Source organism: Psychromonas sp. KJ10-5 (genome assembly GCF_055808325.1).
Genome location: NZ_CM147864.1, coordinates 2534964 through 2550487, shown reverse-complemented (window position 1 = coordinate 2550487; position 15524 = coordinate 2534964). Strand labels below are relative to the sequence as shown.

General features: G+C 38.9%; 15 protein-coding genes. 4 read left to right on the top strand and 11 right to left on the bottom strand.

Annotated features, from left to right (window positions below; all coding sequences use genetic code 11):
* Window positions 1-39: 39 nt before the first annotated feature.
* From AC0L3W_RS11220 to mutS, 4 genes are all read right to left on the bottom strand, one after another.
* Window positions 40-1293, bottom strand: coding sequence for a sensor histidine kinase (locus AC0L3W_RS11220; RefSeq protein WP_290039400.1), 1254 nt, complete (start codon window positions 1291-1293; stop codon window positions 40-42).
* Window positions 1290-1991: a response regulator transcription factor gene (locus AC0L3W_RS11215; RefSeq protein ID WP_290039399.1), complete on the bottom strand. Its 702-nt coding sequence runs from the start codon at window positions 1989-1991 to the stop codon at window positions 1290-1292. Before AC0L3W_RS11215 ends, AC0L3W_RS11220 begins: the two co-directional genes overlap by 4 nt.
* A 212-nt stretch (window positions 1992-2203) precedes the next feature.
* Window positions 2204-3349, bottom strand: coding sequence for a Na/Pi symporter (locus AC0L3W_RS11210; protein WP_473575073.1), 1146 nt, complete (start codon window positions 3347-3349; stop codon window positions 2204-2206).
* Between the two features lie 286 nt (window positions 3350-3635).
* Window positions 3636-6236, bottom strand: a complete 2601-nt coding sequence (gene mutS / locus AC0L3W_RS11205) for a DNA mismatch repair protein MutS (protein WP_409438869.1) — start codon at window positions 6234-6236, stop codon at window positions 3636-3638.
* 45 nt (window positions 6237-6281) lie between these two features.
* Here mutS and AC0L3W_RS11200 point away from each other — a divergent pair, with 45 nt between their 5' ends.
* On the top strand, window positions 6282-6788 hold the full coding sequence (locus AC0L3W_RS11200) for a CinA family protein (RefSeq protein WP_290039397.1): 507 nt from the start codon (window positions 6282-6284) through the stop codon (window positions 6786-6788).
* Between the two features lie 94 nt (window positions 6789-6882).
* Window positions 6883-7932, top strand: a complete 1050-nt coding sequence (recA, locus tag AC0L3W_RS11195) for a recombinase RecA (RefSeq protein WP_409438870.1) — start codon at window positions 6883-6885, stop codon at window positions 7930-7932.
* A gap of 91 nt (window positions 7933-8023) precedes the next feature.
* Here recA and AC0L3W_RS11190 read toward each other — a convergent pair whose 3' ends face one another.
* The 7 genes from AC0L3W_RS11190 to AC0L3W_RS11160 all read right to left on the bottom strand — a co-directional run bounded on the left by AC0L3W_RS11190 (window position 8024) and on the right by AC0L3W_RS11160 (window position 13331).
* Window positions 8024-8341, bottom strand: coding sequence for an AzlD domain-containing protein (locus AC0L3W_RS11190; protein WP_290039395.1), 318 nt, complete (start codon window positions 8339-8341; stop codon window positions 8024-8026).
* On the bottom strand, window positions 8338-9090 hold the full coding sequence (locus AC0L3W_RS11185; protein WP_290039394.1) for an AzlC family ABC transporter permease: 753 nt from the start codon (window positions 9088-9090) through the stop codon (window positions 8338-8340). The genes AC0L3W_RS11190 and AC0L3W_RS11185 overlap by 4 nt, the downstream gene beginning before the upstream one ends.
* 17 nt (window positions 9091-9107) lie before the next feature.
* Window positions 9108-10250, bottom strand: coding sequence for a radical SAM family heme chaperone HemW (gene hemW / locus AC0L3W_RS11180; RefSeq protein WP_409438871.1), 1143 nt, complete (start codon window positions 10248-10250; stop codon window positions 9108-9110).
* A 175-nt stretch (window positions 10251-10425) separates the two neighbouring features.
* Entirely contained in the window at window positions 10426-11040 is a 615-nt protein-coding gene (locus AC0L3W_RS11175) for an XTP/dITP diphosphatase (RefSeq protein ID WP_290039392.1), read from the bottom strand.
* A 166-nt stretch (window positions 11041-11206) separates the two neighbouring features.
* Entirely contained in the window at window positions 11207-11752 is a 546-nt protein-coding gene (locus AC0L3W_RS11170) for a YggT family protein (protein ID WP_290039391.1), read from the bottom strand.
* Between the two features lie 37 nt (window positions 11753-11789).
* On the bottom strand, window positions 11790-12614 hold the full coding sequence (gene proC, locus AC0L3W_RS11165) for a pyrroline-5-carboxylate reductase (RefSeq protein WP_290039390.1): 825 nt from the start codon (window positions 12612-12614) through the stop codon (window positions 11790-11792).
* A gap of 24 nt (window positions 12615-12638) precedes the next feature.
* Window positions 12639-13331 carry a YggS family pyridoxal phosphate-dependent enzyme gene (locus AC0L3W_RS11160; protein WP_409438872.1) on the bottom strand — a complete coding sequence of 231 codons (693 nt, stop codon included), beginning with the start codon at window positions 13329-13331 and terminating at the stop codon, window positions 12639-12641.
* Between the two features lie 20 nt (window positions 13332-13351).
* On the opposite strand from AC0L3W_RS11160, the gene AC0L3W_RS11155 reads away from it, so the two are divergent.
* On the top strand, window positions 13352-14386 hold the full coding sequence (locus tag AC0L3W_RS11155) for a type IV pilus twitching motility protein PilT (protein WP_290039388.1): 1035 nt from the start codon (window positions 13352-13354) through the stop codon (window positions 14384-14386).
* Window positions 14387-14395: 9 nt separating this feature from the next.
* Window positions 14396-15505, top strand: coding sequence for a PilT/PilU family type 4a pilus ATPase (locus AC0L3W_RS11150; protein ID WP_290039387.1), 1110 nt, complete (start codon window positions 14396-14398; stop codon window positions 15503-15505).
* Window positions 15506-15524 lie beyond the last annotated feature (19 nt).

The window sequence follows — 15524 nt, the reverse complement described above, 5'->3', positions numbered from 1 at the left end:
GGCTTTTTTGTGCATTGGTATTATTCAATATTAGTTTGGTCAGGCAAAGTTAATCTCTACATAATGACCATTATCTGTGGCTATATTCTTATACTGCCATTCATAGTGATTTACTAAGCGTTCTATTAGCTCAAGTCCTAAGCCAAACCCTAAATCGTTCTCCACCATATTTTCAGATACCTCTTGATTATGAATTATCAGTTGATGGGATGATTGCGTGATCACTATTTTACCTTCATTAGTATGCTGTAGTGCATTTCGGATTAGGTTGTTGATAATTATTCTGCATAATACTGCTGGCAATTGATGTTGTGTTTGATCGGTTTTTATTTGTATATCAACCTTTTTATCATTGAGTAAATATTGTAATTCATTGAATAATTGTTCGGTTAATTGACCAAGTGAAACGGTACTTAATGGAATCGATTTATCCGCTTGGCGATTTAGCCATAACAGCGTTTCCGTCAAGTTGGTCATGTTTAAACTAGCACGCTCTATCCTATCTAAGACTTGTAGTTGCTTTTCTGTGCTGATCTCTTTCTCAATCATTTTGCGCAATAATTCAGTATTGGTGCGCGTGATCGCAATAGGGGTTCGTAATTCGTGGCTAGCATACCCTAAAAATTGTTGTTCTCGTTCCAAGCCTGCTTGTACTGATTGTAAGCTCGACTTTACGATTTCCGCTAAGCTGTTAAGCTCGCTATAGTGGAAGTCAGGGGCTGGTTTAGTTAATTGTTGTTTATTAAGTTGTTTTGCCCAAGCCATTAAGTTTTCAATTGGCTTAGTCACTTTACGTAAAATGAAATAAGGAACTAACGCAAATAACGCCATTGCCGTAAAGGCTATCATGACTAAATATTTAAAAGGCGGGAATAATTTATCCGTATAAGGCCTATCTACATCAGAAAAGAATGAAGTCGCAGCAAAACGTATTTCGCCATTGCGTTCTAGTTTCATCGCAAAATATCCGGCTTTAGGAGGAGCAAATAAAAGGTTTCCTTCAACGCTCTTAACTAACTCTCCAACCTCCATCTTTTTTTCATCTATCTTGCTTTTAATAGACTCTGGCAAATCATTAAAGGTACTGGCAATAATAAAATTATTCAGTTTAACTGGCTTGCCTTCAGAAACAGGCAATTGATAAGCCTGTGTGCGCATCTCTTTACGTATTGAGAAATCTAAACCATTGATAAAATAGTTAAAACTCACTACAGACATAATAGAAATAGTCGTAATACCGGTAATGATCATTACGATAAGAAAGTAGACGCGTAAGCTAGGTTTTATCTTCATTGGCTCTGCTCATCTTTTAAGACAAACCCGTAACCTACTAAGGTGTGGATAAGTTTTGTTTGATGCTTATTTTCACCTTGACCATCTACAGCTTTTCTAAGGTTAAACATATGTACTTTTAAGCTATTGCTGTCGGGTTGCTCCTCCCCCCAAACACTTTGTATTAACTTTTCTCGATTAACCGGATTAGGGCTTGCTAACATTAATGTTTCTAAAATTTTGAAGTTAATAGGGGATAGCTTTAAACGTTTACCATCACGCATTACGATTTGTTGTTCGTTGTCTAATGAAAGTCCACTAATGATCAGTTTTTTGGCTTGTGCACTGCGTCGGCGAGATAATACTTTAATGCGTACGATTAATTCTTCCATAGCAAAAGGTTTAATTAAATAGTCGTCGGCACCTTTGGCAAAACCTTGTAGTTTATCATCCAGTGTGTCTTTCGCTGTTAACATTAAAATAGGCACATCGACACCTTCAGCTCTTAATGTGTTGCATACCGTTAGTCCATCCATTTTTGGTAAATTCAAGTCGAGAATAACGGCATCGTAGTGATTCGATTTGATTAAGTTAAACCCTGATAGGCCATTAGCAGCATGGTCGCATTGGATCTTTTCAAGTTCAAAGTAATCGATTACAGCGGTGGCTAAGTCAATATCATCCTCAACTAATAATAACTGTAATTTATCTATATCCATGAACAACCTCGATTTATGCGACAAAGAATTTATTTTGATACATGATACTAGCAATAAATGGGTTAATTAGAGGTTAATTTATAATCAACTATCATAAGCTGAATTTACAAGAGTTCACTACTAATAGATTGTTTGCTAACAGGCATATTATAGAAAGGATAAAAGCGACTCGAAAGTCGCTTTTATAATAAAAATGGGAAACCTAGTTATAATTAACGAACACCTACCAAAATTAGACCCGGTAAGATAAAGAAAGTCCCAATCACATAACCAAAGGCGAGGAACTTGTTCTTAGTGCCTACTTCAGCTAATTTTTCAGCACCTTTTAACGGTAGTTCACGTAGGAATGGAATACCGTAAATCACGATTACTGCCAATAAATTAAATAGAAAGTGCACCAAAGCAATGGTTAATGCTGCTTCTGCCATTTCGCCTGAGATAGCGGTAGCCGCTAATAGCGCTGTAATGGTTGTACCGATATTTGCCCCCAATGTGAAAGGGTAGATTTGACGTGTGGTAAACATACCGCTACCGGCTAATGGAATCATCAAGCTTGTTGTTGTTGAAGAGGATTGCACCATTACCGTCATTAATGCGCCAGATGTAATACCTGCTACTGGGCCTTTACCTAATGCGCTATGTAATACAGCTTTTGCTTTGCCTACTAATACTTTACGTAAGACTTTTCCTAGGAAAGTAACAGAGAATAAAATAAGTGTCACACCGATGATGACCATTGCAATACCAGCAAACTTACCTGGTATAACAGATGCAATATCTGACACAACATTTACGCCAGGTTTCGTTAAAGGTTTCATAAAGTTGAAACCTTTCAACGACATATCTGCACTGCCAACTAATAGGTGTGAAGTTGCACCGGCCATTTTTTCTAATAAACCAAACATTAACTCCAATGGTAGGAAGATAAGTACTGCAATTAGGTTGAAGAAGTCATGTACAGTTGCGGCACTGAAGGCACGTTTAAAATCATCACTGTTACGGACGTGACCAATTGACACAATAGAATTAGTAATTGTTGTTCCGATATTTGCCCCCATGATTAATGGGATTGCAATTGAGATAGGTAATCCACCTGCAACAAGGCCAACAGTTACAGCGGTAACAGTGGAAGATGATTGTACTAATGCAGTTGCTAATGTCCCTAAAATAAGTGCAACTAACGGGTTGCTCGCAAATTGAAATATTTCAGCAGCGCCTGCAGCACCACCAGAAAATAGTTTGAAGCCGCTACTTACACTGCTAACAGCAACCAACATACAGTAAACTAAAAACACCACTGCAGCCCAATTGAAGTATTGATTTAGTGTTGTGTTGTGATTTTCGTTTTTCATAATTATTAAGCCTATTACTAACGTGATGTTTTCAATTATTTAATTTGTTTATTTTTTTATCGTGGCGATTAGAACAGAGGAATGTGACAGAAATATTTCAATTGTAATAATTTGATAATTTTTTTGAAATATTACTGTCACACTTGGCGAGAATTGAGAGTTAAATGAGATTATTGAGTTTTTCGGGTAAATCTATGGGTTTAGTGAACAGAGTAGGGGAGTAGTTGTAAGTGATGAGGGAGTGAATAAAATGAGTTTATCTGTTTGAACACAGATAAACTCATTGATATTTTTATAGTTGCTCTTTAAGTTGATACAAAGCGGCTAAGGCTTGTTTAGGAGTTAATTCATCAGGGTCTAAACTCGCTAATAGCGTCACGGCTTTATGCTCTTCAATAGTTGTAAAGTCTAAACTACCTTGAGGATTACTCGGTACTGTTAGTGTTTCAACTGCTTGGTTTGTATTGCTGTCTTGAGCCTGTATTGAAGATGCTTCTAATTGCTGTAACTTCGTTTTTGCATTATCTAATACTGATTTTGGGACACCTGCTAGGGCTGCAACTTGTAAACCATAACTCTTATTCGCAGCACCTTCTTGTAAGGCATGCAAAAAGGCGATGCTATCACCATGCTCTACGGCATCAAGATGTACATTGACTAACTCTGGAATAGTTTCTGGTAATCGAGTTAATTCAAAGTAATGTGTTGCAAATAAGGTATAAGCTTGAATTTTCTCAGCCAGTTGCTCTGCACAAGCCCAGGCAAGTGATAAACCATCAAAAGTACTAGTTCCTCGGCCAATCTCATCCATTAATACTAATGAATTAGGTGTTGCATTATGCAAAATATTAGCCGTTTCAGTCATCTCAACCATAAAGGTTGAACGTCCGCTGGCTAAATCATCGGATGCACCAATACGCGTGAAAATTCGATCAATAGGGCCAATAGTTGCACTTTCTGCTGGAATAAAGCTACCAATATGTGCCATCAATACCATTAAAGCAACTTGGCGCATGTAGGTTGATTTACCGCCCATGTTCGGACCTGTAATGATCAACATACGTCGGTCATTATGCAGATTAACTGGGTTGGCAATAAAAGGTGTTTTACTCACTTGCTCCACTACTGGGTGACGGCCTTCTTGAATATTGATGCCGTTGTCTTTCTGTAAAACAGGGCGAACGTAATTCAAGGTTAATGCTCGTTCAGTTAAGGTATTAAGCACATCTAACTCAGCTAGGGCTTTTGCGGTAAATTGTAAGCTTCTTAAGTGTGGTAGTAATAGGTCGATAAGTTGCTCATAAAGCTTCTTCTCTAATGCTAATGCTTTACCTTGGCTAGATAGCACCTTTTCTTCGTGCTCTTTTAGTTCCGCAATAATGTAACGTTCTGCCCCCTTAAGGGTTTGGCGACGCACATAGTGCTCAGGTACTTTATCTGATTGGCTACGACCAATTTCAATGAAGTAACCGTGCACTCGGTTATAGCCCACTTTTAAGGTGCTAATCCCTGTGCTTTCACGTTCACGTTGCTCAAGCGCTTCTAAGTAATCCGTTGCACCTTTGGATAAGTTACGCCAATGATCTAGTTCTTCGTTATAACCTTCTTTAATGACTCCTCCGTCACGAATTAATACGGGAGGATTATCGATGACGGCTGTTTCTAATAAGTTGAGTAATTCAGGATAATTTCCCATCTCTTCACTTAATGTTGTAACCAACTCTTTGGGTAATTCTGCAATAAGGTGTTGTAACTCAGGTAATAAAGAAAAAGCACAACGCAAACGGGTTAAGTCGCGTGGACGCGCAGATCGTAATGCTAATCGTGCAATGACACGTTCAATATCACCAATTTGTTTTAGTGGAATTGATAAGGCATCAGTTAAATCAAAATCCATTAATGTTTGGATCATGGTTTGACGATAATTAAGGACAGTTAGATTACGTACTGGCTGGTGGATCCAACGTTTTAATAAACGGCTACCCATAGGGGTAACAGTGGTATCAAGTACTTGTGCTAAGGTGTTATCGGTTCCGCCCGAGAGGTTAAAGGTAAGCTCTAAGTTACGACGCGTCGCTGCATCCAAAATAACGGTGTCAGTACTTTGCTCTAGTGTCACCGATTGAATATGCGTTAAGGCGGTACGCTGGGTATCTTTTAAATATTGTAATACGGCACCAGCGGCACAAATTGCAAAGTGTGATTGTTCAATGCCAAAACCTACTAAATCCTGTGTGCCCAATTGTTGCGTTAATAAGTTCTTGCAGGTACCAAATTCAAACTCCCACTCTGGACGTCGACGAATCGTAGGTAGATGCTCAATCAGTTCTATTGATTCAAAGTTATCTGGATAAAGCAACTCTGCCGGATTCAAGCGTTGTATCTCTGCTTGTAGTGCCTCTGCTTTAGTAAATTCATTAACAATGAAACGACCACTACCAATATCAAGAGATGCGATGCCGAAGTTATCACCTTGCTGATACACAGAACACAGTAAGTTATCTTGTTTATCATCTAGCAAAGCTTCGTCTGTGATCGTACCTGGCGTAATGATACGTACAATTTTACGTTCAACTGGACCTTTGCTAGTGGCAGGGTCGCCAACTTGCTCACAAATGGCAATGGATTCACCTAGGTTAATTAGCTTTGCTAAATATCCTTCTACACTATGATAAGGAACACCGGCCATTGGGATTGCATTACCACCGGTTTTACCGCGTTGGGTAAGAGAGATGCCTAATAATTGTGATGCTTTACGTGCATCGTCAAAGAATAATTCGTAGAAATCTCCCATACGATAAAATAGTAAGGTGTCTGGTACCTCACTTTTTAAGGTTAAAAATTGTTGCATCATGGGAGTATGTTGTTTTAATTCTTGCGCTGTTGGCTTCATAATGAATACACTTAAAATAACTATTTCTAAAAAAGGCGGAAAACTATGCTGACTGAAAAAACCGTTCAAGAATTAGCGCAAGTATTAGGTGAAAAATTAACTAATGCTGGCTTAGTAGCGACAACCGCTGAATCCTGTACCGGTGGTGGTGTAGCATACGCTATTACTGAAATTTCTGGAAGTTCACTGTGGTTTGATCGTAGTTTTATTACCTATAGTAATGGTGCCAAAACCCAGATGCTAGGTGTTGATCCAGATTTAATTAATGAATTTGGCGCAGTTTCCAAAGAAGTGGTTAATGCAATGGCCATTGGCGCAGTAAAAAATTCAGATGCAGATATCGCTGTCGCAATCAGTGGTATTGCAGGGCCCGATGGAGGTAGCGAAGAAAAACCTGTAGGCACTGTATGTATTGCTTGGTATAACGCACATAGCGGTCATAAAACTGAGAGTTACCTGTTTGTTGGTGATCGAAGTGCAGTAAGAACACAGGCCATTCGTTTAGCACTCTTAGGTTTAATAGAGAACGCGGATGCGCTAGGATCAGTATAAATATAACCCTTTTTTGAATAAAAAACTTGATACTGTATAAATGGTCAGTATACTGCTTGCATATACAGTAAAAACCCAATCACTGGAGAGAATAATGAGTCAAGACGCAAATAAAGATAAAGCATTAGCGGCGGCGTTAGGCCAAATTGAAAAGCAATTTGGTAAAGGTTCAATCATGCGTCTTGGAGACGGTGCAGCAGCCATGATGGAAGTTGAATCAGTGTCAACTGGCTCATTAGGTCTAGATGTTGCTTTAGGCATAGGCGGTTTACCTTACGGCCGTGTTGTTGAAATTTACGGTCCAGAGAGTTCAGGTAAAACGACATTAACATTACAAGTAATTGCTGAAGCGCAAAAGCAAGGCAAAACCTGTGCATTTATCGATGCTGAGCACGCACTTGATCCATCTTACGCAAGAAAATTAGGCGTAAATGTTGATGACCTATTAATCTCTCAACCAGATACCGGTGAGCAAGCGTTAGAAATCTGTGACATGTTAGTACGTTCGGGCGCTGTTGGCGTGGTGATTGTCGATTCGGTTGCGGCGTTAACACCAAAAGCTGAAATTGAAGGAGACATGGGGGATTCTCACATGGGACTTCAAGCTCGTCTAATGTCGCAAGCATTACGTAAATTAACTGGTAACATTAAACAAACTAATACGATGGTTATCTTTATTAACCAAATCCGTATGAAAATTGGCGTTATGTTTGGTAACCCTGAAACCACTACAGGTGGTAATGCACTTAAATTCTATGCGTCAGTTCGTTTAGATATTCGTCGTATTGGTGCTGTTAAAAATGGTGATGAAATTACCGGTAATGAAACACGTGTTAAAGTGGTTAAAAACAAAGTATCACCGCCATTTAAACAAGCTGAATTCCAAATCTTGTACGGTCAAGGTATTAACAACTTGGGTGAATTAATCGACCTAGGTGTTAAGCAAGAGTTAGTTGAAAAATCAGGTTCTTGGTACGCTTACAACGGTAGCAAAATTGGTCAAGGTAAGACTAATGCTTGTAAATTCTTACAGGAAAACCCAGCGTTAGCTGAAGAGCTAAATGGCAAGTTACGTGAGATTTTACTGGCTAAACCAGTACTAACACCAGAAACTCAAGAGCAAGACGGCCCAGCACCAGAGTAAGCTATTAACTCAAGCTACCCGTTAGCCTTAAATGAAAAAGCCGATGTTTAAACCACATCGGCTTTTTTGTTGGTGTTTAATATAGTTGATATTAGCCCATCAAAAATTTCAGTAATAGAAATAGCAACATACCAAAGAAGATAGTTTTAAGTAGGCTTTTAGTGACCACACTAATCACAACACTAAATATTGCGGCGAGTAGATAGACATTGTGCCAACTGAAGTCGATCTCACCCGTAGGCATCACTACTGCTGGAACAATAATGGCTGTTAATACCGCTGGTGGCACAAATTTTAAGGATTGTTGCATCCAGATTGGAAAGGTGATTTTGCCTGCAAATGCGAACATAATAAATCGAATCCCGAAAGTGATCACAAACATACCTACAATTAACCAAACTTCATTCATATTTGCTTCTCCTGCGGAATAGATGCTTTTTGAAAATGTACAACAGTTAAGCCAATAGCAACCCCAATTAATGCACTCACAATTAAGCCTAATTTATTAGGTAAATGAGCAAAGTATAAAGAAGCAATAGCAGCACTTAGCATGGCACTGAACATCGCTTTTGTGTTGAGGTATGGAATAACCATACCAATAAAGGTGACAGACATAGCAAATTCTAACCCCCAACTGGTCATATCTGGGATAACATTGCCTAATATTAATCCTATTGCCGTGGCAGATGACCAGCTGACATAAAAACTAAACATAGAGCCAAGATAGAAGAAGTGGGCAAACTGGTGATCATCACCTAATGGTGAGTTAGGTTGATAGCGTTGGCTCATATTTGCAAAGGTTTCATCGGTTAAACCAAAGGCCAATAAGCTACGCAATGGAAGTGACAAATGGCTAATATGAGGCACTAAGGCTGTCGCATATAATAAGTGGCGTAAGTTCACTACAAAAGTGGTTAATAGGATAACTTCTAAAGGAGCTTGCACTGCAATCAGTGCTAACACAATAAACTGCGCTGACCCGGCAAATACAATTAATGACATCGCCATGGTTGCCCAAACTGATAAGCCACTGCTTGGAGCGAGGGTGCCAAATAAAATACCAAAAGGAATTCCCCCCACGATCAAAGGCACAGCTGCTTTTGCCCCGCCGAGGAATTCTGCTTTTTTAATGCTGTTAGAGTTATTGTTTGTTTGCATATTCAAATATCCGTTAGTTAATCCATAAACATGGTTAATAATTCATTTAAATAACGATGGCCTAATTCTGTTACTTGGCAGGTTTCAGACTGCACTTTTAATAATCCATTTTTTTCTGCTTGTTGGAGTGCTGGATTTAACGCTGCACGGGGTAATCCTGTGTAATCTTCAAACTCAGAAAAACAGAAGGTTTCCATTAATCGCAGACGATTCATCATATATTCGAAGACTAAATCTTCTTTGTTAACGTTAATGCAGTCGTCCATGTAAGCCCGAGAGGGATTCAAATAGCCCTTTGGATGTTTTATTTTAGTGGTTCGCACTATTTTGTTTTCAAGTGGTAATGACAGCTTGCCGTGAGCTCCACAGCCAATACCTAGATAATCACCGAAACGCCAATAATTTAAATTGTGCTGACACTGCCAGCCTGGTCGACTATAACCAGATATCTCATATTGTTGATAGCCATGCTCTGCTAATAATTTCAGACCGGCTTCTTGAATACTCCAAAGTGTTTCATCATCGGGTAATTTAGGTGGATGAGAAAAGTATTGAGTGTTTGGTTCAATGGTTAATTGATACCAAGATAGATGAGTTGGATTAAGCTCGATCGCTGTATTTAAGTCACTCATTGCATCTTCTAAACTTTGGTTTGGCAAACCATGCATTAAGTCGAGATTGAAGGTTTTCATTCCTACATGGTGGGCTTGCTTTGCCGCTGTTTTAGCTTCATCGACCCCATGAATTCGACCAAGCTTGGTGAGTTTTTCTTGTTGAAAGCTTTGTACACCAAATGAAAAGCGATTAATACCTGCGCTTTTGAAGTCTGCAATTTTTTGGTTTTCAATGGCACCTGGATTAGCTTCTAGGGTGATCTCAATATTATCGTTAAATGGAATTAACGTTTGGATATTATCCAATAGCGATTTAATACCCGATGCTGAAATTAAGCTTGGTGTTCCGCCACCAATAAAAATGCTAAATAGACGGCGTCCTTGCACAAAACGTAAATCTTGTTTTAAGTCATCAATTAATGCATTTAAGTATTCTTGCTCAGGTATCTCTCCTTTTAGTTTGTGAGAATTAAAATCACAATAGGGGCATTTTTCAATACACCAAGGGATATGAACATATAAACTGAGTGGGGGAAGTTGTAACATTAATTTTTCCAATCTAAAAAGCGACTATAAAAGTCGCTTTAAAATACTTGTATGGTGAAAGCTGAGTTCATACCAATCACAATAAATAGCTTATCTATTTTATTTACGTCAATTTTCGCCTTGAATTGAACTGTTTTTTCAGCGAAAAATTTAGATAATATATTTAATGTAATCGTTATGACACGTTAGCTGATAATTGTTCTTTTAATAAACTCACTAATTGAGTTAACGCTTTACCACGATGACTTAATTCACTTTTACGCTGTTTAGTCAGCTGAGCTGAGGTTGATTGTTCACTTTCAACCCAAAATATTGGGTCATAACCAAAACCTTGTTCCCCGAATACCTCTTCTGTAATGCTACCTTCCCAAGTGCCTTGGCAAATAATTGGTGTCGGGTCTAGTTCATGACGCATATAAACCAGTACACATTGAAAACGTGCTTTACGTTGCTCTGGGTTAATACCGACTAATTTCGATAGTAATTTGTCGATGTTCTCTCTGTCTGTCGCAGCTTCACCTGAGTAACGAGCAGAGTAAATGCCTGGTTGGCCATTTAAAAAATCTACTTCTAAACCAGAGTCATCAGCAATAGCTGGTAGGCCAGTCAATTTAGACGCGTGACGTGCTTTAATGATCGCATTCTCAACAAAAGTCGTACCGGTTTCTGGTACATCTGGCACATTAAATTGGCTTTGCGGCAATACCTCAATTGAAAAGCTATTGAGTAATTCGCTCATCTCTTTTACTTTGCCTTGATTGCCTGTTGCCAGTACCCATTTCTGTTTCATTTTTATTCCTAACATTGATGTTGAAAGTGAAGCGTATTTGATTTTTTTAGTGTTGGTTAGGTAATTATACTGTTTTGTTAGCTGAGGTGAAGGAAAGTTATGAAGAGGAGGTAAGTATGGCGAGGATATTTCGCCATACTGCTTGAATATGGGTATTCAGAGGTGATTAACCAAGTATTTGTGCTAGTAGATCTGTGACTAGTTTTTCTACGAATTGTAAGCCTAGTAATACAACTAACATCGATAAATCAAAACCGCCTAATGGAGGAATGATACGACGAATAGGTCGAAGTAGCGGCTCCGTTAGTTGAATCATTACGGCTTCAACTGGATGTTGACCTTGACTAACCCAACTTAAGATTGCGCGGATAACTAACACCCAGAAAAGCATTTTAAAGATAGCCGTTACTAAGATAAATAATCCAGAAGCTAAGACAATAGGTACGTTAATACCGTAATTAAGTACAGCACTGAGCACTAAGATCTTTGCAACTGCAACAACAAATGCAAATAACACCGTGGCGGTATCTAACCCTCCAATTGGCGGAATAATACGACGTAGAGGAGCAACAACAGGTTGCGTTGCTTTTACGATGAATTGGCTAAACGGATTATAAAAATCAGCTCTAGCCAATTGTAACCATACGCGTAGTAAAACAACCATTAGATACAGATCAAATACGGTATCGATTAAAAAGTTAACTGCATTCATTTATTTCTACCTTTTATAGAATGTTTATTGCAATGGGTTAAAATAGTTTTTCCATTTCTGCACCACGATCTGATGCCGCTTGCATCGCTTTACCTACGATTTCTGGTAAGTCGAGTTCGTTAAAGGTACGAATAGCTTCAGCAGTTGTACCTCCCTTAGATATAACGTTATTACGTAAAGTTTCAAGGTCTAAGTGAGCATTTTGTTTTACCATTTCTGCACTACCAATGGCTGATTGCTGGACTAGTAAACGTGCATCTTCTTTACTGAAACCCATTTCCATTGCTTTCTTTTGCATTGACTCCATGAATAGGAAAAAGTAAGCGGGCGCTGAACCTGCTGCTGCAATCACACCATTAATTTGGGCTTCATCTTCAACCCACACAATTTCACCCACGGCGCTCATTAATTCACTAGCAAAGTCTTTATCTTGTGCAGAGACTTGTTGAGATGCAAATAGACCTGTCATGCCTTTTTGTAATAAAGAAGGGGTGTTTGGCATAGTACGGATAACAGCGGTGCTCTCTCCTAACACTGATTGGAAACGTGTCACTGACACACCGGCTGCGATTGAAATAACTAATTTATTAGTAAAATCAACGCCACCATCAACTAATGATTGGCATACATCGGCCATCATTTGTGGTTTAACACCTAACACAATCACATCCGCCCAAGATGCTGATTGGTTGTTGTCTTGGCTTGCTGTAATTGCAAGGTCGTCCGCTAGTTTTTGAGTATTGGTTAAACTGGGTGCTGATGCGCAAATCAAGTTGGCAGGGTAGCCACCTTTTACTAAACCATTAATGATACTGCCAGCCATGTTGCCTGCACCAATAAAGGTGATTTTCTTATCTTGCATTATGTTTTTCCTTTCTATTAACGTTTATCGTGCGCCAAAAATGTCGGTACCAATGCGTACCATGGTGCTGCCGCATTTAATTGCACTTTCTAAATCACCACTCATTCCCATCGACAGCGTATCAATATCTTTATATTGCTGTTGCAAGGTTTGGTAAATCTCATGCAATGCTAAAAATTGTTGCTCGACTATTTTTGGGTCGTCACTTTTTTGCGGAATCGCCATGATACCACGAAGTTTTATGCGCGGAAGATCTTGAACTTGTGCAGCTAATTCTAATACTTGCGATAAAGTAGTACCCGATTTGCTCTGTTCTCCGCTAATATTAACTTGTAAGCAAATATTAAGGTCCGGCATATCATCTGGGCGTTGTTGACTTAAGCGTTGTGCTATTTTTAAACGGTCAACACTTTGCACCCAATCAAAATGCTCGGCGACTGGTCGTGTTTTATTGGACTGTAATGGACCAATAAAATACCAGTGAATCGGTTTATCAAAAGAGGGATCTGTTTTTATTTGTTGAATTTTTTCTACGCTTTCCTGTACATAGTTTTCTCCAAAGTGAGATAAACCCTGTAAGAAAGCTTGTTTAATTGAGGAAACCGGCTTGGTTTTACTTACTGCTAATAACCGCACTTTGTCTTGGCGTTGTGCTTTTATACTAGCTTGGGCTATTTTTTGTTCAACAGCTACGATATTGTTAGGTATATTAGTCATATTATTAGGATTTTTAAATTATGGATATAACGGAATTATTAGCCTTTAGTGTAAAGCATAAAGCATCAGATCTACACCTTTCTGCAGGTGTTCCTCCAATGATTCGTGTGGATGGGGAAGTACGTAAAATAAACATGCCTGCTTTAGAGCATAAAGAAGTGCATAATTTAATTTATGACATAATGAGTGATCAGCAACGTAAAGACTTTGAAGAGCTATTAGAAACAGATTTCTCTTTTGAAATTAAAGATCTTGCTCGATTTCGTGTGAATGTCTTTAATCAAAATCGTGGCTCTGCTGCGGTATTTCGTACCATCCCTAGTGAAGTGTTAACTTTAGAAGCACTAGGTGCACCTGCTATTTTTAAAGATATTTCAGATTACCCTCGAGGGTTGGTATTAGTGACAGGCCCAACGGGCTCAGGTAAATCTACTACATTGGCGGCGATGGTCGATTATATTAATGATTCTCGTAATGAGCATATCTTAACTATCGAAGACCCTATTGAGTTTGTACATACAGCTAAAAAATCACTGATCAACCAACGTGAAGTGCATAAAGATACATTAAACTTTGAAATGGCGCTACGTAGTGCATTACGTGAAGATCCCGATGTTATTTTGATTGGTGAAATGCGAGACTTAGAAACAATTCGTTTAGCCTTAACAGCGGCTGAAACAGGTCACTTAGTGTTTGGTACCTTACATACCACTTCAGCTGCAAAAACCATTAACCGTATTGTTGACGTGTTTCCTGCTGCTGAAAAAGCCATGGTGCGTTCTATGTTATCAGAATCATTACGTGCGGTTATTTCACAAACGCTGTTAAAGAAAAATGGCGGTGGTCGTATTGCGGCTCATGAGATTATGATTGGTATTCCAGCTATTCGAAACTTAATTCGTGAAGATAAAGTGGCGCAAATGTACTCGGTTATACAAACGGGTAAAGTCCACGGAATGCAGACGTTAGACCAATGTTTACGAGATTTGGTTGCTCAAGGTTTTGTGGCTTATGAAGATGCAGCTTCAAAAGCGATGGATCCTAAAACATTTTAAGGAGTAGGTATGCTAGATGAGTTATTAAGTTCTTTAGATCGATTAAAAGCCTCAGACCTTTATATTTCAGTGGGCTTACCACCGACAGTTAAACTCAATGGGCGTTTATCTTCCCTATCCGATGATAAGATGACATCTGAAGATATTTATAATTTATTAGCGCGTACTATGGATGATCAAGGCATCGCTCAGTTTAAAAGCCAAAAAGAAGCTAACTTTGCATTACATCTTGAAGGGCTAGGGCGTTTCCGTATTAGTGCTTTTATGCAAAAAAATAATCCTGGTATGGTAGTGCGTCGTATTAACGACAAGATTCCAACCAGCGATGAATTATACCTTCCAGATCAGCTGAAAGAGATTTGCATGGCTAAGTCTGGTTTAGTGTTATTTGTTGGGCCTACTGGATCTGGCAAGTCTACAACACTAGCCGCGATGGTGGGGTTTCGTAATCAACATGCATCTGGGCATATATTAACCATTGAAGATCCCATTGAGTTTGTGCATGAGCATGCTCGCTCAGTGGTCACGCAGCGTGAAGTGGGATTAGATACTGACTCGATTGAAGAAGCATTACGTAATGCGACTCGTCAAGCACCGGATGTGATTGTACAAGGTGAAATTCGTAGTGCGGTGAGCATGTCGCATGCTATTAGCCATGCACAAACTGGCTATTTAAGTATGGCAACGCTTAATGCAAATAGTACCGATAAAGCACTGGAGCAGATGCTACATTACATACCTGAAGAACGCCATAATCAGTTTTTAAACGAGCTTTCGGTCAATTTAAAAGCAATTGTTGCACAACGTCTTATTCCGACTTTAGATGAAAAAGGCAGTGTTGCTGCCTTTGAAGTAATGGTTAATTCACCTGCATTATCTAATGCGATTCGTAAAGGGGAACGACACCTGCTAAAAGATATTATGAAAGCATCTAAACAAGCGGGAATGCAAACCTTAGATCAGGCGTTATTTAAATTATATTCAGAAGCAAAAATTAGTTATAGTGAAGCTCTAGCACATGCAGATTCAGCCAATGATCTACGCTTAATGATTAAATTAAAAGTTGGGTCAAGTTCTAACCTTGCTTCGGATAGCTTAAATGAATTTACTATCGACTGATGTCTGTGAATGAAAGTTA

Coding starts and splice junctions, on each gene's coding strand:
- AC0L3W_RS11215 (WP_290039399.1), bottom strand. CDS start 1,991: ATGGATATAGATAAATTACAGTTATTATTAGTTGAGGATGATATTGAC.
- AC0L3W_RS11200 (WP_290039397.1), top strand. CDS start 6,282: ATGCTGACTGAAAAAACCGTTCAAGAATTAGCGCAAGTATTAGGTGAA.
- hemW (WP_409438871.1), bottom strand. CDS start 10,250: ATGTTACAACTTCCCCCACTCAGTTTATATGTTCATATCCCTTGGTGT.
- recA (WP_409438870.1), top strand. CDS start 6,883: ATGAGTCAAGACGCAAATAAAGATAAAGCATTAGCGGCGGCGTTAGGC.
- mutS (WP_409438869.1), bottom strand. CDS start 6,236: ATGAAGCCAACAGCGCAAGAATTAAAACAACATACTCCCATGATGCAA.
- AC0L3W_RS11160 (WP_409438872.1), bottom strand. CDS start 13,331: ATGACTAATATACCTAACAATATCGTAGCTGTTGAACAAAAAATAGCC.
- AC0L3W_RS11155 (WP_290039388.1), top strand. CDS start 13,352: ATGGATATAACGGAATTATTAGCCTTTAGTGTAAAGCATAAAGCATCA.
- AC0L3W_RS11150 (WP_290039387.1), top strand. CDS start 14,396: ATGCTAGATGAGTTATTAAGTTCTTTAGATCGATTAAAAGCCTCAGAC.
- AC0L3W_RS11220 (WP_290039400.1), bottom strand. CDS start 1,293: ATGAAGATAAAACCTAGCTTACGCGTCTACTTTCTTATCGTAATGATC.
- AC0L3W_RS11190 (WP_290039395.1), bottom strand. CDS start 8,341: ATGAATGAAGTTTGGTTAATTGTAGGTATGTTTGTGATCACTTTCGGG.
- AC0L3W_RS11175 (WP_290039392.1), bottom strand. CDS start 11,040: ATGAAACAGAAATGGGTACTGGCAACAGGCAATCAAGGCAAAGTAAAA.
- AC0L3W_RS11170 (WP_290039391.1), bottom strand. CDS start 11,752: ATGAATGCAGTTAACTTTTTAATCGATACCGTATTTGATCTGTATCTA.
- proC (WP_290039390.1), bottom strand. CDS start 12,614: ATGCAAGATAAGAAAATCACCTTTATTGGTGCAGGCAACATGGCTGGC.
- AC0L3W_RS11185 (WP_290039394.1), bottom strand. CDS start 9,090: ATGCAAACAAACAATAACTCTAACAGCATTAAAAAAGCAGAATTCCTC.